This is a genomic window from Collimonas sp. (assembly GCF_035566375.1).
In the GTDB taxonomy this organism is placed as follows: domain Bacteria; phylum Pseudomonadota; class Gammaproteobacteria; order Burkholderiales; family Burkholderiaceae_D; genus Collimonas.
This window is the reverse complement of sequence record NZ_DATMRK010000042.1, coordinates 26,894-49,885: the sequence shown is the minus strand read 5'-3', so window position 1 is coordinate 49,885 and position 22,992 is coordinate 26,894. Positions and strand designations below refer to the sequence as shown.

The window sequence follows — 22,992 nt, the reverse complement described above, 5'->3', positions numbered from 1 at the left end:
GCAATTCCATTCTGTTTACCCCAATCAAGCATTGCCCCCTCTTTTTCAGTTGCAGGAACTTGATCGTCTTCCATGTCATCAGCAGTCGGCTGCACAAAAAAATGCAACGTCACAATGGCAGATTTTTCAGATTGGGATTTGGAAGCGAACAGAGGTTTCGCCGTGAACTTTTTCTCATTTATGGAAAAAGCTATATCTTCAAATTGCTCGTTGAATAGCAGCACTGTCGGATCGGATTCCAGCTGAACCCATAGGTCATAGGCACTGTGTCCGTAGCAATACACGCGTCGATGTACCTTACGGGAATATGGAATATAGAGATGGCTACTAAAATTCTCCCGCTGACTGCTAGGCAGTACGCAGAACAATTCTTCAATTAGCTCGGAAGAGTTTCGCCGTGCCATGGATGGTCCGTCAAAAAAACTCGAAACTTCTTCCATTATGTACGTAAATTTTGGTAATTCAAGTTTTACCAAAGTTTACGTACATCACCTCAAATATCTTGACGAATCAATAGCTTACAAGATCATTCCTGTTCGTGGATTTTGGTAAGAACGCGAAAGTCCGTCGAGTTTTAATAACGTCTGTCTAGAACGCGGCGCTCTAAAGTAAATCTATGTCGTTTTGGATAGTAAAGGCATTCGTTGGAGTGAAATCAAGGATCAGGCCTTCCGTGGGCGGTCATGCTTATGGCCACCCACGGCAAGATCAAGGCGCCGCGAGCGCGACATCTGCACCAGCAGCACTAATGTTCCCAGACCAGCAACTCCGGCGCCGGCCAATCCGACGAACGAAATGCCCACCGTGCCGATCGTAGTTGCCCCCAGCAGCGAACCCAAAGCGATGCCCGAATTGAATCCAGCGATATTCAGACCGGCAGCGACCCCGTGGGCTCTTGGCGCATGGACCTCGGCAATACCAATCAATCGAGCTTGCAGCGCGGGCACCGCAGCATAGCTCAGCACTCCAAGCAGAGCGACCAGCACGGCCATGCCCACCGGCGAATACGCTAGCAACCACATACCGAACACCACGCCTGCGATGCCTGCGACGATGATCAGGCTGGCTCGATCAGCGCCGAGGCGATCCGTCATCCGGCCACCCATGATGCTCCCAACCGCTGCCAGTACGCCATAGATGAGCATGAAAATACTGACCGTGCTCATGCTGATGGAGGTGACCTGGACTAGGAGCGGCGCGATATACGTGTATGCGGCAAACGATCCGGCGTAGGCCATAACGGTCACCAAGGTGCCGCCGAGAAGCTTGGGGTTGAGAATTGCGCGCAGTCCGTGAAGCGCGGCGCCGGCTGACGCGTCACCGCCATCCTTAGCCGCTTCCCTCATCCCGAAAAGCAGGCCGAAGAAGCCGAGCATCCCGAACGCAGCAATCGCCATGAAAATGGGGCGCCACGAAAGGACGCTGCCAAGATAGGTCGCGACCGGAACGCCGACGGCTAGCGCCAAGGTTCACCGCCACGCCAAGACCGCAATCCCAAAGGGCCGGTAGCTCCTTCCGCCCTCCCCCTCTTTGGGGGCAATAGATGTCTCAGCCAATTGATGAGAATTTTTGAATTTAGTCACTTTTCCCAGACTTGCTATCCGATTGCGTGCGATTTTCCATCCATTTCAATGGCTAGGTCGACTTGTGGCACTACAGAGATCTATATTTTTCATACGTTTATCATTTTATTTGCTCCTGGCATAGCACGTGCTTGTCGATAAGTAGCAAGGGTGCACGAAAACCTTGCCCAATAAATTAAAAAGGAGACAAATGGATATTCAGCGACGTTATTTCCTGCAGAAAACTGGCAAATACGCAGCCCTGGCGGGAGTTGGCACAATCGTGCCAGAGGCTTTTGCGAGAACGACTCCTAGCGCTGCCATGGGGCACATTTCAATTACGGAAATGTCTCGCCGACTCGCTGTTGGCTCCTTGAGCAGCCGCCAATTAGTTGAGGAAGCACTAGCCGCCATCAGCGATCCAAATGGAGAGGGCTCACGCGCCTTCCTGACCGTCTACGCCGAACAGGCTCGTGCCATAGCGACCGAGATCGATGCGCAGCGTCGTCGTGGAATTGTTGCCTCCCCTATTGCTGGCATACCTATTTCAATCAAAGATCTGCTCGACGAGGCCGGACAAACTACCCTTGGAGGCTCCACTGTTCTGATCGGCCAGCCCCCGGCGTTGGTTGATTCGACCGTAGTGGCTAGATTGCGTAAGGCCGGTGCAGTCATCATCGGGCGCACCAATACGGTCGAATTTGCCTACACAGGGCTGGGTATCAATCCGCACTACGGTACTCCGAAGAATGTTTATGATCGTGCTACCGGCCGCATTCCCGGCGGTTCGACATCAGGCGGCGGTATATCGGTGGCTGACGGCATGGCTGCCGGCGCTATCGGAACCGATACCGGCGGCTCGCTGCGCATTCCTGCCGCGCTTAACGGCTTGGTCGGATTCAAGCCGACGCAACGTCGCGTGCCGCGCGAAGGCGTGATGCCACTATCGACCACCTTGGATTCGGTAGGCCCGATCGCCTGGAGTGTTGCCGACTGTGCGTTGCTGGATGTCGTACTCACAGGCGACGCCGTTCGATTACCTCGCGCGCCCGCATTGCGCGGACTACGCGAACTACGCGGACTACGACTAGCAGTACCAAAGACATTCTTCCAGAATGATTTGTCCGACCCTGTAGCACGTGCATTCACGACAGCGTTGGCGCGGCTGTCGGCGGCGGGAGCAATCATCGTTGAATTGCCGATGACCGAGTTTGCGCAGGCGCCGAACATCAATCCACGAGGCATGATCACGGCTTCAGAGGCCTATGCGTGGCATCGCAAATATATTAAAGACGGGGCAGATAAATACGATCCAAGAGTGCTCGCGCGAATCAAAACTGGCGAGACCATCAGCGCGCCAGACTATGTTGAACTTCTGACGCTGCGGCGCGAATTCATCCTCTCGATTAACCGAGCCGCGGCTGGCTATGATGCGATGCTGATGCCGACAACACCAGATATTGCGCCACCCATCGCCGATGTGATCAAGGATGACGAGAGCTACTATCGCTTTAACGGACGCATGCTACGTAATCCATCGGTGGTCAACTTGTTCGATGGCTGCGCGCTTTCGATACCATGCCACCAGGCGGGCGATGCACCGGTCGGACTCATGATTGCGGGCACTCAAAATACCGATCACCACATTCTCTCGGTAGGACGCGCGGTGGAAGCCGTTGTTTCTCCGTCTCGAAGCTGACGTAAGCCTCCCGGCAAGACCGCTTGGTCGAGCCGGGAAGTACGTAAAGTGCGACGGCACACGAGATGCCTGGCCAGCTGCCGTTCAAACTGACGTAAGCCAGCGATTAATTACACAGACTCAGCCATGCTTGTGACCGCGATCGCCACAACGAGCGCCGTTGTGGTTATCGTCGTTCCAGGACGAGCCTCGAATCAGGCTGCAAAAATTGAGGCGCTTATAGCTGGGATCCTTGAGCGCCAGCACGTCGGCCTTGACGTTACCAAAGGTCGTCTCGGGCTTGTGAATCGTGCCTTTTGCGAATGCGTCGATAATGCCTTCTTTAAATTTCGAGCCGCGAGGGTGCGCTTGCACCACTTGATTTCGCTGATCTTCGGTGAAATCGTCGTACGCGATTCCTAGCACGTCCATTTCAACACCTGCCGTTACCAGAGCCACAACGGATTTCTTGTATTGTGGAATCCCCGGCGTTGTGTGCAGCGCGATGGCATCCCATACCTGTTCAATGTCGTGCTCAGCAACGCCATACCCCGCCAGGAAGTCGCGGGCGGCATTCGCACCATCTACTTCGAAACGGGCGTGTTTGCTGCTATATGCATCCATTAACCCCATGTCATGGAACATTGCCCCCACGTAGAGCAGCTCCGGGTTGTACTTTAACTGTTTGCGCTCACCGGTTAGTGCCCCAAATAAAAACACACGGGTCGAGTGATGAAACAACAAGTCGGATTCAATGTCTCGAACAAGTTGCGTTGCTTCCCGCGCCATCTTGCTGTCGGGGATCTTGATACCGGCGATCATGGTGTGCATTACATTCTCCAGGTTGGGCTTCGCCGATTGCAGGATCGGTCGAAGCAAGGTCGGTGCGTGCCGAGGTGACGACAACGCTGTGTCGGACTGACATGCAAACTATCCAAGCCACTTTAAATGGCGCCCGGTTTCGAGACAATGCAAAGCATGCGTTGTACACTGCCAGGCGTACGGCATATCCTGCCATCGCGACTTTTCTTTCCGTGCAAGCTGGACTAAGGAAATTGCTCCCCAAAGGCGTTTTCGATGCACACTCTGGCTATTGCTATCTTTCCGGGCGTCCAGGCACTCGATGTTGCCGGGCCTGTCGATGTCTTCGCCGAAGCGAACAGCTTCGTTGCCCCTGGCGATGGGTATGCGATTACTTTGGTGAGCGCCGCCGAAGGCGTTGTACGTGCCTCGAACGGAATGCGCATGTTGGCGGACACGACTTTCGCCGAGGCGAACGCGCGCTACGACACGGCGTTAGTAGCCGGGGGGCCGGCCCTCCCAAGCGAAAGCCCGGATGCACGCTTAACCGCATGGCTGACCAACGTCGCAGCGCGTTGTGAGCGCTATGGATCGATATGCACAGGTGCCTTCGCCCTTGGATACGCCGGACTACTCGATGGACGCCATGTGACTACACATTGGCAAAATGCGCCTCAGCTGGCGCAACAATTCCCTCTCGCCCGAGTCGAACTCGACCGCATTTATATTCGCGACGGCAGCCTGCTGACATCAGCGGGGGTGACCGCGGGCATCGATGCATCGCTTACGATGGTGGCTGAAGATCACGGACCGCAGATAGCACTCGCGGTTGCGAAGCGCCTGCTTGTCTTTGCGCAGCGCCGAGGTGGGCAATCCCAGTTCAGTCCGTACCTCAGTGCCCCGCCAGATGATGCGTCGCCCATCACTAAAGTACAAACGTACGTCATGGAGAATATAAGCGAAAGCTTCACCGTCGCCAGACTCGCCGACGTCGCTGGCATGAGCGCGCGTAATTTTGCGCGCACCTTTGTCCAGCTGACTAGCGTTACGCCGCATGAATTCGTCGAACGTGCACGGGTCGATACAGCTCGCAATCTGCTTGAGAGCACCGACACGGCGCTAAAGGCGATAGCATACGACTGCGGTTTCGGTACAGCCGACCGTATGCGCATCGTGTTTAAAAAACGTCTTGGCGTCTCGCCCAATGAATTTCGGATGAGCTTTCGGAAAATATAGCTCTCGCTGCATTTCGTCCTTACCAACCGCCGCCGAGCGCCCTGAATGTCGCGACGGCTGCGCGTGCATCGTCAGCATGTGCTTGTGTCAGCTGATCTTTCGCCGCCAGCTTTACGTACGGGTAATCGACGCACCGCCATCGATCAATGAAGCCGTACCGGTGATAAAAGAAGAGTCATCCGAGGCCAGGTACAACACCGAACGCGCCAACTCCTCCGGCTGCGCTGCGCGTTTCAGTGCATGCAGGTTGGTGATGAACGCTTGCGATTCGGCGGTATTGTTCATGTCGCGATACATTTGTGTGTCAACTGCGCCCGGTAAAATCGCATTGACACGAATTCCTTGCGGGCCGTATTCGGCCGCCAGCGCCTGGGTTAGTCCGATCAGGCCGGATTTGCTGGCTGCATAGGCTGCCACCCCGGGAAATGCAAAGCTGTAGCCAACAAAGGTAGAAGTGAAAATGATAGAACCGGCGCCGGTTTTCAGCATCGCCGGGATTTGATGCTTGGCACCCAGAAAACCACTAGTGAGATTGGTGTTTAGCGCCGTAGTCCAGCCCTGTTCCGAGACGCCGGTAGTTGGCCCCATTTCGCCCAGGATGCCGGCATTGTTGAAAGCCACGTCGAGACGCCCGAATTTTGCCAATGCCAGTTCAACCAGGGCTTGTGCATAGCTTTCGCTGGTGACATCGCCTGCCAGGGCGACAGCAACGCCACCCTCTGCTGTGATTTCGGCAACCAGACTATCGAGTTCAGCCTGACGCCTTGCTGCCACCACCAGTTTGGCGCCCTCGCTGGCAAACAGCTTTGCTGTGGCGCGACCAATCCCTGCGCTTGCGCCTGTGATGATGGCGACTTTTCCATTTAATCGATTCACGATGTTACTCCTAAGAAATTATTCATTGATAAATTGGTAATTGGCTTACTGACTGATTGGGCTGTAACGCGTTAGGTCGGCCCGTGGAAACACTATATGACTCACAAATGCATTCATCAATACTATAAAAATGCATAATACGTTCAGTATTTATGAATCAACTGACGGGAAGAAAACGATGGATCGCATGCGCGCCCTTGAGGTATTTGTTGAGGTGGTACGAAAGAATGGTTTTGCCCGCGCGGCTGACGCCTTGGAGACCTCCCCTGCCAACGTGACACGTTATATCCGCGATCTGGAATCCCATTTAGGGACCAGGCTGCTCAATCGCAGCTCACAGAAAATGTCACTGACTGAAAGTGGCGAAGCGCTGTTTGAACGAGCCAAGGTACTCCTTGAAGAAGTCGCTGAAATCGAACTGATTGCATCATCGGCCACAATGAAACCGCGCGGAGTGCTCCGTATCAATGCGCCGCTAAGTTTCGGAATTCTTCATCTGGCGCCGCTCTGGCCGCAATTTTCGCTCCGGTATCCCGAAGTGGAGCTGAATATCGCATTGATTGACCGCGTAGTGGATATCGTTGAGGAAGGCTATGACTTGGCGATTCGTATCTCACGTACCGGTTCGAGCTCCTATGCGGCGCGCAAACTCGCCACCTCACATAACATCGTCTGTGCCTCCCCTGCCTATCTGCGCAAGCACGGGACGCCGGCAATTCCATCTGATCTGACCGGCCACGCTTGCATCGGATACAGCTACGCTGCGACCGCCGACGAATGGAGCTTCATGGACGTCGATGGCAAGGCCAGCTCCGTAAAAGTGTCATGCGTCATGCACACCAACAATGGCGATACTGCCCGCTCGGCGGCGCTGGCAGGGCTAGGTATCATCTGGCAACCCAGCTTCCTGATCGGCGCCGACCTGAGAGCCGGGCGACTTATACCGCTGCTGCCGGACTATCGCTTGCCGGACATTGATGTCCTGGCCGTCTATCCGAGCCGCCGCCATCTCAGCGCGAAAGTGCGCGTAATGGTCGATTTCCTTGCTGACGCCTTCAAAGGTATCCCGCCGTGGGACGTCAATACCTAGTTCGGCACTTTGGCAACCAGACTTGTTCCGAGGAGCTTCGCGCACGTCGGCAGTGACTTCGCGAATCAGTTCTTACAAGTCGATTTTTTCGTCAAACTTGCAGAGCCCGCGGGAAAGCTGATCGACGATCTGCTGTGGTGGACTGCCGCGTTGAAGACCGCGCGTGGGCGGTCTTGACAGACATGGCTAAGCGACAAGACCTGGCGACCGATCTGGTGTTGACTTACTATGATGGATACGAACTATCTTAATGCTGCGTTTCATTAGGTATGGCCATCACCATGACCCCACCGCGCTTGCTGCGTATAACCGATGCCGACGGCGTCAGGATTGAAGTCAGCGGCACCTGGCTGTTGCGCGTCATCTTGCCGGATGTCGCCACTTTGCGGCCGCAATTGGCGCAATACGCTAAGGATGCCGATGCCCGCTGGGACTTGCGCTCTATCCAGCAACTGGACGCCGCCGGCGCGCTGTTTCTGTGGCGCATGTGGGGCCGGCGCCGCCCGGACATCCTGCTCAAGCCGGAATACGAAGAGATGTTCGCCAATCTGGCTGCCAAGCCATTTGTACCCCCGCCGCCGCTGCCGCACGATCGGCTTGCGCTACTGGTGGAACTTGGCAGGGGCTTATTGTCGTTCTGCAAGAACCTGCGCGCCGTCACGATCCTGGCTGGCAATCTGCTGTTAGACGGCCTGTATCTGCTGCGCCACCCAAGCGATATCCCGTGGCGCGAAATTTCCGCCAACATCCATCGCACCGGCAGCCAGGCGCTGGCCATCACCGCACTGGTCGGATTCCTGGTCGGCGTGGTGCTGAGCTATCTGTCGGCTATCCAATTGAAAAACTACGGCGCCGATGTCTTCATCATCAATATCCTGGGCTTAGGCATTGTGCGCGAACTGGGGCCGATACTAGCCGCCATCCTGGTTGCCGGACGTTCGGGTTCTTCGATGACGGCGCAACTCGGTGTCATGCGCGTCACCCGCGAACTCGATGCCTTGTCAGCCATGGGCATTTCCCATACCCAGCGCCTGGTGCTGCCAAAGATCGTGGCGCTGGCCATCACCCTGCCCCTGCTGATCATCTGGAGCGATATGGCCGCCTTGCTCGGCGGCATTTTGTCGGCCTACTTGCAGCTGGGGATAGGCTACCAGCAATTCCTGCACGGCCTGCCCGCTGCCGTGCCGATCGCAAACCTGTGGCTAGGTCTGTGCAAAGGATCCGTATTCGGCATGCTGGTAGCATTAATCGCCTGCCACTACGGCTTGCAAATTCAGCCAAACACGGAGAGCCTGGGCGCCAGCACCACGGATTCGGTGGTTACTTCGATCACTATCGTGATCATCGTGGACGCGATTTTTGCAGTGATTTTTTCGAATGTGGGTTTTTAAATGCGAGCCGGATCAGGGAGCATCAGTCGTCTGAAATTCGTCAGAAATTCGTTAAAAATTCGTTAAAAATTCGTTAAAAACAATCATGCAGGATCTAACGTGAACACAACAGGCAACGTCATCGACATCAGCGCCGTATGGACCCAGTACGGCAATACCGTCATCCACCGCGATCTGAGCTTGAGTGTGAATTACGGCGAAGTGATGGCGATCATCGGCGGTTCCGGCAGCGGCAAGACCACCCTGCTGCGCCTCATGCTAGGCCTCGAAGCCCCCAGCCGCGGCGCCATCAGTGTATTCGGCGTGCCGCTGCAAGGCTGCGCGGTCGCCGACTTGCGCCAGACCCGCAACCGCTGGGGCGTCCTGTTCCAGGAGGGGGCACTGTTCTCGGCACTGAGCGTATTCGACAACGTCGCACTGCCGCTGCGCGAACTCAAGGCGGTGCCAGAAGAGGTGATCCGTGAACTGGTCATGATGAAACTCGACCTGGTACAGATCGACGCCATGAGCGCCAACAAGATGCCGGCAGAACTGTCGGGCGGCATGGTCAAGCGCGTCGCCCTTGCCCGCGCGCTGGCGCTCAATCCCGAACTGCTGTTCCTCGACGAACCCACCGCCGGCCTTGACCCCGAACGCAGCCACGGTTTCGTGCAACTGATCGAATCGTTGCGGCGCGCGCTGAACCTCACTGTGGTGATGGTGACGCACGATGTCGACACCCTGCTGGCCCTGTCCGATCGGGTCGCCGTCCTCGCCAACCAGCAACTGCTGACGGTAGGCCCGCTGTGGGACATCGTGCATCACTCCGATCCGTTCGTGCAGAATTTCTTCCTCGGCCACATCAAGCGCTGCGAACAGGAAAACGTCAGGGATTTCCGCGACAAACTGGCCGTCGGCCGGCAGGTTGCGTAGGACACAGTAGGACACAAGGAGAGATTCCATGGAAAACCGCGCCCATGCCCTGTCCGCCGGCCTGTTCCTGGTGCTGCTCTGCATCGGATTGATATTCGTTGCGATCAGACTGAACGGCGATACCGGCGATCAACAGGATTACCTGCTTCTATCCAGGACGCCAGTGTCGGGCCTGAACCGCAATGCCCCGGTGCGCTTGCGCGGCGTCGATGTCGGCAAGGTAAAGGATATCCAGTTTTCGCCGACCGACCCGCATTTGATCCTGGTCAGGATCGGTGTCGACAAGGGAACCCCGATTAACCAGGGCACCTATGCGCAACTGAGCTATCTCGGCGTTACCGGGCTTTCCTACGTACAACTGGACGACGACGGCAGCAAGCCGGAAAAGCTCGCACTCAATCCCGATGAAATCGGCCGTATCGAAATGCGGCCCTCGTTTTTCGACCAGGTCGGCAATTCAGGACAGGAACTGCTGCGCGATACCGGCCAGGCGGCCAAGCGGCTGAACCAACTGCTTAATGACGACAATCTGCAACAGTTGTCGCAGACGATTGCTAACCTTCAGACTGCTTCGGGCCGGATCGCCGAGCTCGCCGCCGCACTGCAACCGACGCTCAACAAGCTTCCCGCCATCAGCGCCCGCACCGACAAAGCCCTGGCGCGCATGGATCCCTTGCTTGCCAACTTGAACGATCTCACGCAAGAAGTCCGGGCGCGCGTGGATACCCTGGATCGCATCGGCAGCACAGCTGATAATCTGGGCCAAACCAGCCAGGATTTACAGGATACGCTGCCGCAACTGCATATCATGATCAACGATTTTTCGCATAGTTCCCATGTGCTGGATCGCGTGCTGTCGGACGTCCAGCAACAACCGCAGAGCCTGTTATTTGGACGCAAGCCGGCGCGGCCAGGGCCGGGTGAAAATGGATTTTCGCTACCGGCAGAGGCACATTGATTTTCTACACCATTTCAAGCTGTGGCCGATTCAATTTCGAACGGTTCAATGTCGCCCGGGCGTCGCAGCATCTTGTTGACCTCATCCAGATGGAGTTCCTCCAGGACGATCATTTCCCGGGCATATTCTTCCAGCAATACCGACTGGCCCTCGGCCATCTTCAACAGATCGTAATAGGCCGCGAGCGCGGTCTTTTCAAGCTCCAGGCTTTCACGCAGGATATCGCCGATATCGTGCTTCGCCGTTTCCAGCAACGGCCCGATCTTCAGCGACGGATGGCCGCCCAGCAGCGTCACCATTTCTCCGGCCTTGTGGGCATGTGCAAGTCCTTCCACCGCGTTGTCCTTGAGCCATGAAACGATCGGTATGCGGTTGTATCCATAGACCATCAATGAGTAATGCGTATAGCGCACCACGCCAGCCAATTCGAGTTCCATGATGCGATTCAGCGCATCAATTGTCTGCCGCTTCTCAGCATAGTTCATCTCATTCATGTTATTCCTCGTGTTGATTGAAACTGCTTGCTGGACGATCTTCAGGCGTACGCCTCATTTGCCTCATTTTGCGCCGAGCAGTTTGGCAGTTTTTGCGACATCTTCCGGTTTCACCCACAGCAGCGCGCCATAACGGCCGTCGCCGCCGACCACCGCATCCATCGCGGTCACTTTTATGCCGGCGTCGGCGAGTTTCTGCAGCCCATCCAGGAGTGCTCCGGTACGGTCCTTACCCTGTATCAGGAAACCAGTCTTTTTAGGATTCACGGCCCAGCCGGCCTTCTTGGCGACGCTGACGAATTTCTTCGCATCTGCGGGGATAAAATCCACCTGCGCCCGCTGGCCGCGCGGAAAACCGGTAAACGCGAGCAGGTTGACGCCGCCGTCAGCCAGAACGGAAAGCACCTTCACGCCCTCGCCTGCCTTGCTGGAAATAGCCATTGAGAAGTAACTGACCTTGCTTACGGAATCAGCCATTTTGTCCTCCTTGCTGCCATCGCAGTCATCAACAAATGATTATTCAATTCAGGCTTAGCAAAGATTAAGATGAATAGCAAGGCGTTCTTTAAACCATTCCGTCCGAGGAGGCAAAACCATGATCATGATGCTTAATTCCCCAGCGTTTTCAGAAGGCGGCTTGATTCCCAAGCGCTACACCTGTGAAGGCGAGGATATTTCCCCTGAACTGGTATGGAGCGGGGTGCCGTCGGCGGCGCGTAGTCTGGTCCTGATCGTCGATGACCCGGATGCGCCCGACCCGGCGGCGCCACAAACCACCTGGGTGCACTGGGTGCTCTACAATATCCCGCCTGAGACGGACGGACTCGCGGCAGCTGTGCCCGAGGCGAAATTGCCGGCCGGTACCAAGGATGGTTTGAACGACTGGAATCGCACCGGCTACGGCGGCCCTTGTCCGCCGATCGGGCGCCATCGCTATTTTCACAAGCTGTACGCCTTGGACATCGTACTCCCAGACCTCGGCAAACCGACCAAGGCGATACTGGAAAAGGCCATGGCGCCCCATATTATCGCCAGCGCCACGGTGATCGGCAGCTACCAGAAGGAGAACTAAGAATAGTTATTGCAGCTGCCATTGTTGGCAAGCATTATTGAGCCAGTCCCATTGCTGGATATTGGTCGTGTCGGCCGTGCCACAGTTGGAAACATCCAACACCTTTCCGCTATTGCGCGAGGTCAAGCGGAACCAGGGAGCTGTGGTCGTTGTTACCTGCCATTGCTGACTGGTGCTACTGCTGCAGGTATTTTGGATCACGTTGCCGCCATTGGCTGTGGAAGATCCGCTGACATCCAGGCACATGCCACTGTGCTCGCTATAAACACTGGAGTATCCGTTGCCCAAGTCCACCATTTGCCAATTCTGCCAAGCAAACCCATTGCACGTGTAGAGGTCGACATTGCTACCCGCACTGGTATTGGGTTGCTGAACGTCCACGCACTTGCTGCTGTTTTGGTTGACGAGTTTTTTATAAGAACTCAGGGCATTTCCGCTGTAACCCGCTGCAACGATATTGACCTGCACGGCGTTTTCGGTTGCATCGGAAGGCTTGCCTGTTGTCATTGCGCCTTCATAGAAATTACCGACTGCCACCTTGCTGTTGTCGCCGCCAATACCCAAAATAATGGCACCTTCTTTGTGGAAAGGCACATATCCTGACGTAGTAGGTAGCGGCCCCGCATAATCGGTTTTTAACGCGCCAGTTTGGGCATCGCCATCCCTAATGGAATAGGTCGTGGCGTCTTGTTTGATCATGGCCGTGACAAAAGTGGTATTGCGGCCAGTATTATTCGTATTGCTTCCGTTGCCGCCCAGGAATAGACCATTCTCAAGGTCTGCCATGACCCAGGGGCCAGATCCGGTACATGCGAACCAGCACAGAGTGCCAAAGTAGACCGCATTCATGTGTCCATTGCCGGTATCAAGGTTATTTGTCTCGGCATTACCATAATCAAAGCAGCAACCATTATTCACATGGGTAGCACTGGTAACCATGTATGCGCCTTCTGATGCGCTGCCGGTTGCAATGCCTGTGGTGTTGTTACGCCGATACCCGACGCCCGCGGAGATATAGACCGCATACGCAGACTTTCCGCCAATCGTCACCTTCAATGCGGTGGCACTGCCTGTGATGTCTGCGCTACCGTTCCCCCCGGCCGGCGCAACAGTCAAGTGATTTCCATTTGCGGTCTGGTCATAGATCGTTTCAATGGTACATACAGAACCTGCACAGAAAGTATCTTGTGCAGCAGCATTGGCAATACCACCGGCTGTTAAGGTGCCAATATCCATGGTGGCGCCATTAGATGCGCGCTTGACCTGATACAGCTTTCCGTTATACGCCCCAAACAAGGCTCGCACTGTGCTGTGGGCCGCGGAGCACGGCGTACCTCCCGCAGCGTAAATATCACAAGTACTTGTGGCGGCCGAAGCCTTTTGCAACAAGCCCACGCTGAAAACTACGATAAACGCCAAAAGCATTAAAAAGCGATTAATTGTACTTACGGCATGCCTACTCAACGGGCGGTGCCCATTCAACCCCAACTGCACGCAATGATTTTTCATTTCAGTCTCCATAGTTATTGTCTCCATAGTTATTTACTTTGATACCATGTCTCTCGACACGCCATTACTTCTAAACCCGCAAAATCCATTGCGGCAAAAACGTATTGTGTTAAGTGCCTAATAATGTGAGCGTCAACGAAGTGAGCCGATGCCGGCAAACCCGCCATACCCCGGCTTGAGCGGACCGCGTCAGCTTGGTCTCAGGTGAGCGAAATACCCTTGTGTCGCCCACGGGTCATACACCATCGGCGGAAGCCGGGGACGGCCGAGAAATCTGTTTCTCCGCTTCGATTCCGCCACTGATCGACCTGCGCGAGATCCGGGCTTCTGCGTGGTCAAGCGCATCTAAATATTCACCGGTAGCGGTTTTTTTCCGGCTCTGCACCAGATTCGACAGATCGGTGCTTGCTTGGCTGTCACCCCGCTCTGCTAGCGTTTCGAGCTGCCTGACCAGACTTGCCGCGTCGGCGTTGATCTTGGTGCATTCAGACGATGCCGCATTCGGTTGCTGGATTCCCTGGCATGGCCATACCAGATCTAGCTTGGCGCGCAAGATCTTCGCGTCTCCATCCGCGGTAGGGACCAACGGTTCCGGATCATTCAAACAGGTCGAGGCGCCCCGCCCATATGGGTTGCTCAGCACCATGTCGGCGCAACGCAGCTTGCCTTGTGCCGCAACATCTGACGAATCGGCCATTGCCTGGAACTTGGCATCGGACGGCGGTGATGACATGGTGCCGTCCGACTGCCGGGCGCCTATCAGTAGGTAAAAGCACAGGCACGCCGCGGCAATCATGCAGCATCCCGCGAATACTTTTTGAGCAACAGACATTTCTTCTTTTCCTTCTTTGCTGAGCTTCCAGTGACCACCTACACCGAACAATTAACGCTGGAGAGGGCATTCAGTTCGGGCGCTAGGATCAACTCCACACAAGCCCGACTATCGCCGTCGCTCAAATCAATTGCTCCTGGCCAATATTAGCAATCATCGTTTCAGGAAACCAATCACATGTTGCGTCGGATTGATATCTATTTTCTTATTGGTAGTGTCTTCTGTGATCCTTAAACGGATCGGTAATTCGGTCGAAGGCCGCGCTCGCTTCGTGTTGGAAGTGTTGCGCGCGATGGTGGCAGAGGCTGGCGCCGACCGCGTTGGCGTCAAGATTTCGCCGGAGATGAACTACAACAGCATCACCGATGCGGCGCCTCAGCAGACTTACACCTATCTGGTCGAGAAGCTGCGCGAATTGGGCTTGGCTCCCGACTTCCACGATGCGGTGCTCGCCACCGGGCGCAAGAAACTGATCATGGCGGGCGTGACCACCGATGTTTGCCTTATCTTCCCGGCAATTGACGCTGCGCTCGAAGGCTTTGCCGTGCAGGCCGTGATGGATGCCTCGGGATCGCCCAGCGATCTTTCCGAAGAATTTTCCCGTCAACGGATGCACGATGCGGGCGTTGTGCTCACCGCCACCAATACGCTCGTTGCAGAAATCGCGAAGGATTGGTCGACGCCCGCCGGTCAACAGCTGATCGGTTTGTTATTCAGCGATGTGTTTCCGGCCCTTGGCGCCGGCATTGCCTGAACCACGCTGGCCACGCTGATTGCCAGCTACCAGAAGGGAATGGGAAGTTAAACACCATTCAGTTCAGCGCGGCCAGCCGCAAAACAGACCGGAAAGATTGTTTTTGCTGGCGTTCCGCGCTATCTTCATGAGTTTGGCGGCTACTCACCCCGCAGTGGAGATAGATAATGGACAATACTACCCGGTCGGAACGATCACGCAGCGTCATCATCCAGGCGGCCCTTGCCATCATTGCGCGCGACGGTCCGCGTCGGCTTACGCTGGATGCTATCGCGCGCGAAGCCGGTATCAGCAAAGGCGGGCTGATGCACCAGTTCCGCTCGAAAGAGGCGGTACTGAAGGCATTACTGGAATACCAGGCCGAATACTTCGAGAAATTCTCTCAGGACTACATGGCTCAGCTCGGGGTCGCCTCAGCCGAACCCAATCTGTCGACACAAATCGCGGTATCCCGCGAAGCTATCACTACCGAACAGTCAGTTGTCTCCGCAATTCTCGGCGCCATCAGCGAAGAACCGGGGCTGCTGTCCGAATCCAAAGAGAGAGACGCCAAGAAGCTCGAATCCATCAAGGCTGAGGCGGTTGACCCTGAGTTGGCGATTCTGCGCTTGTATGCAGCCAAAGGATTGCTTCTGAGCGCCCTGTTTGGACTATGCTCGCTTACGGACGAAGAACGCCTGCGCTTGTTTGAGCGGCTGCTTGACAGCCGGCAATGGCTGGCCGCCGCTAAAGACTAGAACAACGTTCCTGGTACCACTCCCCCTTTGCGCCTCAATAGCGCAGTCAGGTCTGAAAAATTTCTCACGAATAAACCGACCAGACGGTTTGCAAATGTGAGATTCGGTGCTATATTCACTCCCGCAGTAAGAAGCGTCCCCTGGAAAAATCTGAAAAGGAATTGAAATGCACATATCCATCAAGGCCAGCCGGCTAGTGCTGGCCGCAATCTTCTGCGTCGCTCTGGCAGCTTGTGGCACCACGCAGCCGATTGCGTACTCGGGGATCGCGTCGTCATCTAAGCTGACGCCCAATCCAAAAGACGATACCGGGCGTATTCCCTACAGTTATTCGACTCCCGTGGAATGGCGGAAATACAACGCGATCATCATTGATCCGGTCACGGTTTACAGAGGTCCGGATCAACAATTCGGGGACATGTCAGAAACAGACAAGGCTGCTCTTGCCGGCTACATGCAAACGCAGTTCACTGAAAAGCTGAGGCCACGCTTTGCGCCGGGCAGCAATCCGGCGCCAAACACCTTGCGCGTGAAACTGACGCTGACTGGCGCCGGTACCAACACTGCCGTGGCATCGACGGTAACCCGCTTTGATTTGGCTGGAATGCCTTACAACGTTGTCCAATCCATACGTGGGAAAGAAGGGGTTTTCATGGGCTCAGTCAGCTATTCAGTCGAAATCTATGATTCGACGAGTAACCAACTCCTGAAGGCGTTCGTCACAAAGCAGTATCCCAATGCAATGAATATTGCAGCGACCTTCGGTTCGCTCCATGCCGCCAAAACCGGCATCGATAAAGGCGCAGATGCGCTGGTTGCCGACCTGAAATAAGCGACGCGATAAGCGACTCAATAAGCGGTTGAATTAGTAGATAAACATGCCATGACAAACCATGACATTGCGCGCGATGCGTCGGCTTCGGGTGCTGAGCTCCAGCACCTGATCGCCTGCGATTACTGCGACGCCGTCTACCAGCTCCAGCGCGCCGACCTTGCCGAAGGCGAGCGCGCGCAGTGCCGGCGTTGCGGCAGCACGCTATACCGCGAGAGTGCGCGCGTCTATCATCGCCTGCTGCCCTTGGTGGTGACCGCGCTCATCCTGTTCTTGGTGTCCAACGCCTTCCCCATTGTCGAGATGGAGCTCAAGGGCATCCGCACGCAAACCACCTTATGGGGAGCGGTGGACGCACTCTACGCAGATCACATGGTGTTGGTGGCTCTGCTGGTGTTTGCGACCACCATCCTGTTCCCTCTGGCAGAGATGCTGATGATGCTCTACCTGCTGGTGCTGATGGCGCGCCATCGTTTGCCAGCAGGCTTCGAGCACATCATGCGCGCCATCCAGCGCACCCGGCCGTGGGGCATGATCGAGGTTTATCTGCTTGGCGTGGTGGTGACGCTGGTCAAGCTTTCCAGCATCGCGGATATCGTGCCAGGCGTTGCACTGTGGTCGTTCAGCGTACTGGTGGTGGTGCTGGCGGCCATGCTGTCGTTCGATCCGCGCGAGCTGTGGCACTACGTAAAGAGGGAGCCGCCGCGATGAGCGCAGCGCTGCCTGCTGCATCGACCACGGTATCGACCGCGGCGTCGATGCGGCTGCTGTCTTGCCACGCCTGCGGCCTGCTCAGCACGCGCGCGCTCGAGGGTTTGCACTGCCCGCGCTGCGGCACCGCTTTGCACCGTCGAAAGCTCAATAGCCTGGCGCGCAGCTGGGCCTTTCTGATCGCTGCAATGATCCTCTACATTCCCGCCAATCTGCTGCCAATGATGACCGCGCAATCCATCCTCGGGACCACGCACGACACGATTCTCTCCGGCGTCGTCTTTTTCTGGATTTCCGGTTCCAAGGCGTTGGCCATCCTGGTGCTGATTGCCAGCGTGGTGGTGCCGCTGCTAAAGATGATGGCTTTGACGATGCTGCTGCTTGCAGTGCATTTTCGCTGCACCTGGCGCATCCGGCAGCAGACCCGGCTGTATCGCCTGCTGGAAGTGATCGGACGCTGGTCGATGCTCGATATCTTCGTCGTCGCCATGCTGGCCGCGCTGGTGCGCGCCGGCAAGCTGGCCACCATCACCCCTGGACCCGGGGCTCTGGCTTTCGCCGCCGTGGTAGTACTCACCATGCTCGCTTCCCTGAGTTTCGATCCCCGCTTGCTGTGGGATGCGCTGGACGCAAACAATGACTGACCTGAACTCTTCAAATCCTCCGCCACAGCCTGCGCCAACCCGCCCGAAACTACGTAAGCGCGCACGCTGGCTGCCCTCGCTGGTCTGGCTGATACCGATTGTCGCCGCGGTGGTCGGTCTATCGCTGTTGCTACACACGCTAGCCGAACGCGGCCCCGAGATCAGCGTGACCTTCCGTACTGCCGAAGGGCTGACGCCCGGCGCCACCCCAGTGCGCTATAAGGCAGTAGACATCGGCGTGGTCAAGTCCCTGCGCCTGGCGCCGGACCGCTCTCACGTGATCGCCAGCATAGCGCTGACCAAGGACGCCGAGAGTTTTTTGGCCAAGGACACACGCTTCTGGGTAGTGCGCCCGCGCCTTGCCCTCTCGGGCATTTCAGGCCTGGAGACGCTGCTGTCCGGCGCCTATATCGGCGTCGACGCCGGCAAGTCGGAGACCCGCGTCCACACTTTCACCGGGCTGGAAGTGCCGGCGGCGGTAGCCAACGATGCCTCCGGCAAGCAATTCGTATTGCGCGCCGCCGACCTCGGCTCGCTCGACATCGGTTCCCCGCTCTACTACCGCCGTGTGCGGGTAGGCCAGGTAGTGGCTTACCAGCTTGAACCCAACGGCCGCGATCTTTCCTTGCGGGTGTTCGTCGACAAGCCTTACGACAAGCTGGTCACCACCAACACGCGTTTCTGGCACGCCAGCGGCATAGACATCAAGTTCGACGCTGGCGGCCTCAAACTCAATACGCAGGCGCTTGCCACCGTACTGCTTGGCGGCGTGGCCTTTCAGGATCCTGATGATTCCAAGCTTGCCGCGGCGGCCAGCGAAAGCACGCAATTCGTACTCGCCAGCGACCAGAGCGAGGCGATGAAAGCCCCTGAAGAACTGAAACCCGCACTTGCCGTACTCAATTTTGACCAGTCCGTGCGCGGCCTGGCGCCGGGTGCGCCGCTGGACTTCCGCGGCATCGTGGTGGGCCAGGTACGCTCGATCGGGATCGAATACCAGCGCGACAAGAAAACCTTCCGTTTTCCCGTGGTAGTGGAACTTTATCCGTCTCGCATGGGTTTCAGCCCGCGCGACCTGGAGGATAAACAGCAGGCATACAAAATCGCAGAAACCATGAACCGACGCGGCATGCGGGCGCAGCTGCGCAACGGCAACCTGTTGACCGGCCAGCTGTATGTGGCGTTTGATTTTTTCCCCAAGGCGCCGCCGGTCAAAATCAGCGTCGACGGCCCCATGCCCGAACTGGCCACCACCCCCGGCGCGCTTGACGAGCTTCAGAGCAAACTCGGCAGCATCGTAAGCAAGCTCGACAAGGTGCCGTTCGAGCAAATCGGCCAGGACCTGCGTAGCTCGATGGCGGCGCTGGACAAAATGCTGAATAACGCCGACAAGTTGGTGACACAGGTCAACGGCGATCTGGTGCCGCAGTTCACAGCCGCACTGAAGGACGCACATCAGACTATGCAGGCGGCTAACGACACGCTGGCCCCGGATGCGCCACTGCAGCAGGACGCGCGCCGCATGATGCAGGAGCTGACGCGTAGCGCCGCCTCCCTGCGCGGCTTGACCGATTATCTGGAACGCCATCCCGAAGCCCTGGTGCGCGGGAAAATGGATACGGAGAAACCATGAACCGCCCACCCAATCTGTCTGCGCTGTCTGCGCAACTGATACTCGTCGCCGCCATGCTGGCTGGCTGCGCCTCGCCCGAGCCGCGTTATTACACGCTGGCGTCGAGGCCAGCCATAGGTGCTGCCGCCGCGCCCGCCGCCATCCAGGGCCAGGAACCGGTATTGATCGAAGTATCTCCCGTTCTGGTGCCGGAGCGTCTCAACCGCAGCAATTTACTGCTGGACCAGGGTGGCGGCAGGCTCAGGCTGATGGAACTGGATCGCTGGTCGGCGCCGCTTCCCGATGAGTTGCGCGAGGCGCTGTCGCAACAGCTGCAAGCCAGCCTGGGCGCCGTCGACACCTACCGCCAGGCTAGCTCCGGCGGGCTCCCGGCATACCGCGTCAGCGTTGACGTGGTGCGCATGGACGCCGAGCCCGGCGCACGCGCTAGCGCCGTCATCAACTGGACGGTGCTGCGATTCCGGGATCGCAAAGCGAGGTCCGGCCGCACGCAGGCGGAGTTGCCAACGCCGGGTGGAGTCGATAGCGTGGTGGCCGCCTACCAGCAGGTGGTCAGCAACACCGCTGGCGATATCGCGGCGGCAATACGCACGCTGCAACCACTGTCACACACTCCCTAGATAGCGTTCAACCAAACGACTCCAGTACGCCGCGCCGACGGTGACATTCTCATCGTTGAAATCGTAAGCGGCGTTGTGCAGCATTGGCTTGCCGACGCCATTGCCAAGCCGGACGAAGCAGCCGGGACGTTGCTGCAGAAAGTAGGCAAAATCCTCGCTGCCGGCGATCGCTGGAAACGGCGTTATCACATTTTCCGGCCCCACCAGTTCCTCGGCGATCGCCACCGCGAATGCTGTTTCCGCATCGGCATTGACCAGCACCGGATAGCCGTGAATATAGTCGATCTCGGCTTGCGCGCCATATCCCTCGACATGTGCGCCGATCAATGCGCGGATTCTCTGTTCCAACTGGCGCCGCACTTCCGGATCGAAGGAACGCACACTCATCTCCAGCGTCGCCTGCTCCGGAATCACGTTGGCGGCATGGCCGGCGTGCAGCGCACCCACGGTAACCACGGCCATCTCTGCCGGATCGATATTGCGCGCAACAATCGTCTGCAAAGCCATTACCAGGCCGCTGGCTACCACCACAGGATCGATAGCCAGATGCGGCCGCGCTGCATGCCCTCCCCGGCCCGAGATGCAAACCTTCACCGTATCGCAGGCGGCCATGAAGGGGCCTGCACGAAACATGAAGGTACCGGTCGGAAAGCCGGGATGATTATGCATGCCGAAAATGGCGTCGCAGGGGAATCTTTCGAACAGGCCGTCGCGCAGCATTTGTTCGGCGCCGCTGTTCGATCCGGCTTCTTCGGCCGGCTGGAAAATCAAATTGACGGTGCCATTGAAATTGCGGCTGCGCGCCAGATACCGGGCCGCGCCCAGCAGCATCGTGGTGTGGCCGTCATGGCCGCATGCGTGCATTTTTCCATCGTGGCAACTGGCGTAGGGCAAGCCGGTTTTTTCGTGGATAGGCAAGGCGTCCATGTCGGCGCGGATGCCTATGCTACGCTGGCCGCCGCCGGCGCTCAGGGTCCCCACCAGGCCGGTGCCGCCTATGTTGCGCGTGACTGCATAACCCCAGGCTTGCAGCTTGGCGGCGACCAGGTCCGAGGTATTGAATTCTTCATACGACAGTTCCGGATGCCGATGGATATGGCGCCGGATCTCGATCAATTCATCCTTTGCATCGTTTAAATCCGCCAATTGACAGTACTGTGCTTCCTGTTTCATCGCTTGCCTCAAAATCCGGTGAAAGATGCAAAATCATAAAAATCAATCGCAAAAAATACTGGTTGCGCACTCTTATTTTCTTTGCGCATGGACTTGCCCGCCCTCTTCGGCCAGATCCCAAAACATGCCCGCCATGATTTGCAGCGATTGGCGCGATACGCTGGCCAGGATATGTTCATCCGGCGCGTGCTGCGAGCAGGCTGGATAGGAATGCGGCACCCATAGCGTAGGCAAGCCCAGCACGTCGGCAAATACGTCATTCGGCAGCGATCCGCCCAGATTTGGCAGCAGCGTCGGCGCACTGCCGGTGGTGCGTTGAATCGAGGCCAGGCCCCAGCGTACCCAGGCATCATCCGGATCGAGACGAGTCGCCTCGAATCGGGTGCCGGAGGGCTGCACCTCGACATCGTCGTAACCATGCGCATCGAGATGGCTGCGGATATGCGCCAGGAAATTCTTGCTGTCGCTGCCGACGACATAACGGATCTGACAATGCGCGAAAGCATGGCCGGGGATCGCATTCACCGGCGCTTCCGGATTGCCGGTCTTCATCGCCAGCACCTCCAGCGTATTCCAGCCGAATACCCGTTCCGCCGGCGACAGGCCGGGTTCGCCCCAATCGCTGTCAACTTCCGGGTCGCCCGCAGCGCCGCCGACCTCGACCCCGTCAAGCGCATCACGCACGCTCTGCGGCAAGCTGTCGGGCAACAGTTGGGCGACGCGGATGCATCCTTTTGCATCGACCAGGCTGGCAATCGCATTAGCCAGACGCACGCCGGGATTGCGCAGCAGGCCGCCCCAGTTGCCGGAGTGATGCGCGCCATCGCGCAGCTTGACCCTCAAATCGAAATTGCAGCCGCCGCGCGAGCCCAGGAACATGGTCGGCTTGGCGGCGGCGACGCGCGGACCGTCGGAGGCGATGAAGACATCGGCCGCCAGACGTTCAGCGTGCAGCGCGCAGATTTCCTTCAAGCCGGGAGAACCGATCTCTTCACCCATCTCCAGGATCACCTTGACGTTGTAGCCTAGCTTGCCCTGGCGCACCGCCAGCACTTGCGCCAGGGCGGCGAAGTTGATGGTGTGCTGCGCTTTGTTGTCGGCGGCGCCGCGGCCATACCAGCGATCACCCTCGACCACGATTTCCCACGGATTCAGGCCACTGCGCCATTGCTTGTCATAGCCGCGCACGACGTCGCCATGACCATAGGTAAGCACCGTGAACGCAGCGCCCTGCTCGATCCGCTCGGCCAACAGGAATGGGCTAGCGCCGGCTTGCGGGTTGGCGACGATCTGGCAGTTGAAGCCCTGAGCGCTCAGTTCAGGCACAATCTGCTCTTCCAGATACGCCAGCAGGATAGGCGTGCTGCCGGCTTCCTGGCTTTCGGTGCGCACAGCGACGCGGCGCGCCAGCGTGTCCTTGAACCGGCCATCGTCGAAATAGGCGCTGGCCTTGCTGATTGCTTCCGTTCTGCTCATA

At 57.3% G+C, this 22,992-nt stretch carries 23 protein-coding genes and 1 pseudogene; 14 read left to right on the top strand and 10 right to left on the bottom strand.

Going from position 1 to position 22,992, the window contains the following annotated elements; translation table 11 throughout:
* Positions 1-404, bottom strand: a pseudogene (locus tag VNZ60_RS13210) (hypothetical protein); the annotation flags it as partial.
* Positions 405-662: 258 nt separating this feature from the next.
* A complete protein-coding gene (locus tag VNZ60_RS13205) occupies positions 663-1,466 on the bottom strand; it encodes an MFS transporter (RefSeq protein WP_325659841.1) in 804 nt (267 codons plus the stop codon).
* 418 nt (positions 1,467-1,884) lie between these two features.
* Between VNZ60_RS13205 and VNZ60_RS13200 the strand changes: the two genes are divergently transcribed.
* Positions 1,885-3,261, top strand: a complete 1,377-nt coding sequence (locus VNZ60_RS13200; protein WP_325659846.1) for an amidase — start codon at positions 1,885-1,887, stop codon at positions 3,259-3,261.
* A 120-nt stretch (positions 3,262-3,381) separates the two neighbouring features.
* On the opposite strand, the gene VNZ60_RS13195 is transcribed toward VNZ60_RS13200, so the two are convergent.
* Complete coding sequence (locus VNZ60_RS13195; RefSeq protein ID WP_325391037.1) at positions 3,382-4,071, bottom strand: HD domain-containing protein; 690 nt, start codon at positions 4,069-4,071, stop codon at positions 3,382-3,384.
* 246 nt (positions 4,072-4,317) lie between these two features.
* Here VNZ60_RS13195 and VNZ60_RS13190 point away from each other — a divergent pair, with 246 nt between their 5' ends.
* Positions 4,318-5,277, top strand: a complete 960-nt coding sequence (locus VNZ60_RS13190; RefSeq protein WP_325391040.1) for a GlxA family transcriptional regulator — start codon at positions 4,318-4,320, stop codon at positions 5,275-5,277.
* Positions 5,278-5,388: 111 nt separating this feature from the next.
* Here the strand turns inward: VNZ60_RS13190 and VNZ60_RS13185 are convergent, their stop codons facing one another.
* Positions 5,389-6,153, bottom strand: coding sequence for an SDR family oxidoreductase (locus VNZ60_RS13185; RefSeq protein ID WP_325659839.1), 765 nt, complete (start codon positions 6,151-6,153; stop codon positions 5,389-5,391).
* Between the two features lie 178 nt (positions 6,154-6,331).
* On the opposite strand from VNZ60_RS13185, the gene VNZ60_RS13180 reads away from it, so the two are divergent.
* From VNZ60_RS13180 to VNZ60_RS13165, 4 genes are all read left to right on the top strand, one after another.
* On the top strand, positions 6,332-7,243 hold the full coding sequence (locus VNZ60_RS13180) for a LysR family transcriptional regulator (RefSeq protein ID WP_325659837.1): 912 nt from the start codon (positions 6,332-6,334) through the stop codon (positions 7,241-7,243).
* 281 nt (positions 7,244-7,524) lie between these two features.
* Entirely contained in the window at positions 7,525-8,634 is a 1,110-nt protein-coding gene (locus VNZ60_RS13175) for an MlaE family ABC transporter permease (protein ID WP_325659835.1), read from the top strand.
* A 99-nt stretch (positions 8,635-8,733) separates the two neighbouring features.
* The gene (locus VNZ60_RS13170; RefSeq protein ID WP_325659833.1) at positions 8,734-9,546 is read left to right on the top strand and encodes an ABC transporter ATP-binding protein; all 813 of its coding nucleotides are present in this window, start codon (positions 8,734-8,736) and stop codon (positions 9,544-9,546) included.
* Between the two features lie 28 nt (positions 9,547-9,574).
* Positions 9,575-10,504 (top strand): MlaD family protein, encoded by a 930-nt coding sequence (locus VNZ60_RS13165; RefSeq protein WP_325659831.1) that lies wholly within the window; start codon positions 9,575-9,577, stop codon positions 10,502-10,504.
* Between the two features lie 14 nt (positions 10,505-10,518).
* Here VNZ60_RS13165 and VNZ60_RS13160 read toward each other — a convergent pair whose 3' ends face one another.
* Entirely contained in the window at positions 10,519-10,989 is a 471-nt protein-coding gene (locus VNZ60_RS13160; protein ID WP_414648832.1) for a ferritin-like domain-containing protein, read from the bottom strand.
* A gap of 72 nt (positions 10,990-11,061) precedes the next feature.
* On the bottom strand, positions 11,062-11,475 hold the full coding sequence (locus tag VNZ60_RS13155) for a hypothetical protein (protein WP_325659827.1): 414 nt from the start codon (positions 11,473-11,475) through the stop codon (positions 11,062-11,064).
* A gap of 118 nt (positions 11,476-11,593) precedes the next feature.
* Here VNZ60_RS13155 and VNZ60_RS13150 point away from each other — a divergent pair, with 118 nt between their 5' ends.
* Entirely contained in the window at positions 11,594-12,070 is a 477-nt protein-coding gene (locus VNZ60_RS13150; RefSeq protein WP_325659825.1) for a YbhB/YbcL family Raf kinase inhibitor-like protein, read from the top strand.
* Positions 12,071-12,076: 6 nt separating this feature from the next.
* Here the strand turns inward: VNZ60_RS13150 and VNZ60_RS13145 are convergent, their stop codons facing one another.
* Positions 12,077-13,591 (bottom strand): arabinofuranosidase catalytic domain-containing protein, encoded by a 1,515-nt coding sequence (locus VNZ60_RS13145; protein WP_325659823.1) that lies wholly within the window; start codon positions 13,589-13,591, stop codon positions 12,077-12,079.
* Between the two features lie 223 nt (positions 13,592-13,814).
* Complete coding sequence (locus VNZ60_RS13140) at positions 13,815-14,411, bottom strand: hypothetical protein (protein ID WP_325659821.1); 597 nt, start codon at positions 14,409-14,411, stop codon at positions 13,815-13,817.
* A 214-nt stretch (positions 14,412-14,625) separates the two neighbouring features.
* On the opposite strand from VNZ60_RS13140, the gene VNZ60_RS13135 reads away from it, so the two are divergent.
* From VNZ60_RS13135 to VNZ60_RS13105, 7 genes are all read left to right on the top strand, one after another.
* On the top strand, positions 14,626-15,165 hold the full coding sequence (locus tag VNZ60_RS13135) for an isochorismatase family protein (RefSeq protein ID WP_325659819.1): 540 nt from the start codon (positions 14,626-14,628) through the stop codon (positions 15,163-15,165).
* 164 nt (positions 15,166-15,329) lie between these two features.
* Positions 15,330-15,902, top strand: a complete 573-nt coding sequence (locus VNZ60_RS13130) for a TetR/AcrR family transcriptional regulator (protein ID WP_325659845.1) — start codon at positions 15,330-15,332, stop codon at positions 15,900-15,902.
* A gap of 166 nt (positions 15,903-16,068) precedes the next feature.
* The gene (locus VNZ60_RS13125) at positions 16,069-16,734 is read left to right on the top strand and encodes a DUF3313 domain-containing protein (RefSeq protein WP_325659817.1); all 666 of its coding nucleotides are present in this window, start codon (positions 16,069-16,071) and stop codon (positions 16,732-16,734) included.
* Positions 16,735-16,785: 51 nt separating this feature from the next.
* A complete protein-coding gene (locus VNZ60_RS13120; protein WP_325659815.1) occupies positions 16,786-17,445 on the top strand; it encodes a paraquat-inducible protein A in 660 nt (219 codons plus the stop codon).
* Positions 17,442-18,089: a paraquat-inducible protein A gene (locus VNZ60_RS13115; RefSeq protein WP_325659813.1), complete on the top strand. Its 648-nt coding sequence runs from the start codon at positions 17,442-17,444 to the stop codon at positions 18,087-18,089. Before VNZ60_RS13120 ends, VNZ60_RS13115 begins: the two co-directional genes overlap by 4 nt.
* Entirely contained in the window at positions 18,082-19,722 is a 1,641-nt protein-coding gene (locus VNZ60_RS13110) for a PqiB family protein (protein ID WP_325659812.1), read from the top strand. Before VNZ60_RS13115 ends, VNZ60_RS13110 begins: the two co-directional genes overlap by 8 nt.
* Positions 19,719-20,342, top strand: a complete 624-nt coding sequence (locus tag VNZ60_RS13105; protein WP_325659810.1) for a PqiC family protein — start codon at positions 19,719-19,721, stop codon at positions 20,340-20,342. The genes VNZ60_RS13110 and VNZ60_RS13105 overlap by 4 nt, the downstream gene beginning before the upstream one ends.
* Here VNZ60_RS13105 and VNZ60_RS13100 read toward each other — a convergent pair.
* Positions 20,328-21,515 (bottom strand): M20 aminoacylase family protein, encoded by a 1,188-nt coding sequence (locus tag VNZ60_RS13100; RefSeq protein ID WP_325659808.1) that lies wholly within the window; start codon positions 21,513-21,515, stop codon positions 20,328-20,330. The genes VNZ60_RS13105 and VNZ60_RS13100 overlap by 15 nt on opposite strands.
* A gap of 72 nt (positions 21,516-21,587) precedes the next feature.
* Complete coding sequence (locus VNZ60_RS13095) at positions 21,588-22,991, bottom strand: M20 family metallopeptidase (RefSeq protein WP_325659806.1); 1,404 nt, start codon at positions 22,989-22,991, stop codon at positions 21,588-21,590.
* Between the last annotated feature and the right edge of the window lies 1 nt (position 22,992).

What these genes read in the sequence shown, in the direction of transcription:
- VNZ60_RS13115 (WP_325659813.1), top strand. Translation starts at nt 17,442, where the DNA reads ATGAGCGCAGCGCTGCCTGCTGCATCGACCACGGTATCGACCGCGGCG.
- VNZ60_RS13160 (WP_414648832.1), bottom strand. Translation starts at nt 10,989, where the DNA reads ATGAACTATGCTGAGAAGCGGCAGACAATTGATGCGCTGAATCGCATC.
- VNZ60_RS13100 (WP_325659808.1), bottom strand. Translation starts at nt 21,515, where the DNA reads ATGAAACAGGAAGCACAGTACTGTCAATTGGCGGATTTAAACGATGCA.
- VNZ60_RS13105 (WP_325659810.1), top strand. Translation starts at nt 19,719, where the DNA reads ATGAACCGCCCACCCAATCTGTCTGCGCTGTCTGCGCAACTGATACTC.
- VNZ60_RS13125 (WP_325659817.1), top strand. Translation starts at nt 16,069, where the DNA reads ATGCACATATCCATCAAGGCCAGCCGGCTAGTGCTGGCCGCAATCTTC.
- VNZ60_RS13180 (WP_325659837.1), top strand. Translation starts at nt 6,332, where the DNA reads ATGGATCGCATGCGCGCCCTTGAGGTATTTGTTGAGGTGGTACGAAAG.
- VNZ60_RS13175 (WP_325659835.1), top strand. Translation starts at nt 7,525, where the DNA reads ATGACCCCACCGCGCTTGCTGCGTATAACCGATGCCGACGGCGTCAGG.
- VNZ60_RS13195 (WP_325391037.1), bottom strand. Translation starts at nt 4,071, where the DNA reads ATGCACACCATGATCGCCGGTATCAAGATCCCCGACAGCAAGATGGCG.
- VNZ60_RS13140 (WP_325659821.1), bottom strand. Translation starts at nt 14,411, where the DNA reads ATGTCTGTTGCTCAAAAAGTATTCGCGGGATGCTGCATGATTGCCGCG.
- VNZ60_RS13110 (WP_325659812.1), top strand. Translation starts at nt 18,082, where the DNA reads ATGACTGACCTGAACTCTTCAAATCCTCCGCCACAGCCTGCGCCAACC.
- VNZ60_RS13165 (WP_325659831.1), top strand. Translation starts at nt 9,575, where the DNA reads ATGGAAAACCGCGCCCATGCCCTGTCCGCCGGCCTGTTCCTGGTGCTG.
- VNZ60_RS13190 (WP_325391040.1), top strand. Translation starts at nt 4,318, where the DNA reads ATGCACACTCTGGCTATTGCTATCTTTCCGGGCGTCCAGGCACTCGAT.
- VNZ60_RS13120 (WP_325659815.1), top strand. Translation starts at nt 16,786, where the DNA reads ATGACAAACCATGACATTGCGCGCGATGCGTCGGCTTCGGGTGCTGAG.
- VNZ60_RS13200 (WP_325659846.1), top strand. Translation starts at nt 1,885, where the DNA reads ATGGGGCACATTTCAATTACGGAAATGTCTCGCCGACTCGCTGTTGGC.
- VNZ60_RS13155 (WP_325659827.1), bottom strand. Translation starts at nt 11,475, where the DNA reads ATGGCTGATTCCGTAAGCAAGGTCAGTTACTTCTCAATGGCTATTTCC.
- VNZ60_RS13095 (WP_325659806.1), bottom strand. Translation starts at nt 22,991, where the DNA reads ATGAGCAGAACGGAAGCAATCAGCAAGGCCAGCGCCTATTTCGACGAT.
- VNZ60_RS13145 (WP_325659823.1), bottom strand. Translation starts at nt 13,591, where the DNA reads ATGGAGACTGAAATGAAAAATCATTGCGTGCAGTTGGGGTTGAATGGG.
- VNZ60_RS13150 (WP_325659825.1), top strand. Translation starts at nt 11,594, where the DNA reads ATGATCATGATGCTTAATTCCCCAGCGTTTTCAGAAGGCGGCTTGATT.